General features: G+C 46.6%; 1 pseudogene. It reads right to left on the bottom strand.

The window, feature by feature from the left end:
* Positions 1 to 350 (bottom strand): annotated as a pseudogene (locus tag CWC28_RS22090) (hypothetical protein); the annotation flags it as partial.

Here is a 350-nt window from a genome sequence, read left to right as displayed (position 1 = left end):
TTGTGGTGTTATCGGTTCGATTACCGCCAGGTAAATTCGGTGTAATATCAAAGGCTGTGGTGGTATTAACCTTTGTTTCCCCTTCCATATAACCGTACATCAGGTAGAGGTTGAGGAAGGGTAAAACCCATGCATCCAGTCTCAGGTTGGATGTCAGACTGTTATCGTCCACATTATTGAATTGCAGGTCAGTAATGTACTGACTGATACCCCCTTGAAAAACGACACTGTCCAGTTTGCTTCTCTGCTGCATGGAAAGGGTGGTTAATGATAGCCCCCAGGTTTTCGGAAAATCAGTGCCTTCTGGAATCCAGTCTTTCCCAAACAGGGGGCCAGAGCCCTCAGCGAAT

It is taken from the genome of Pseudoalteromonas sp. S4492, from assembly GCF_005886115.1.
Classification (GTDB): domain Bacteria; phylum Pseudomonadota; class Gammaproteobacteria; order Enterobacterales; family Alteromonadaceae; genus Pseudoalteromonas; species Pseudoalteromonas gelatinilytica.
This window is presented reverse-complemented; position numbering and strand designations above follow the sequence as displayed.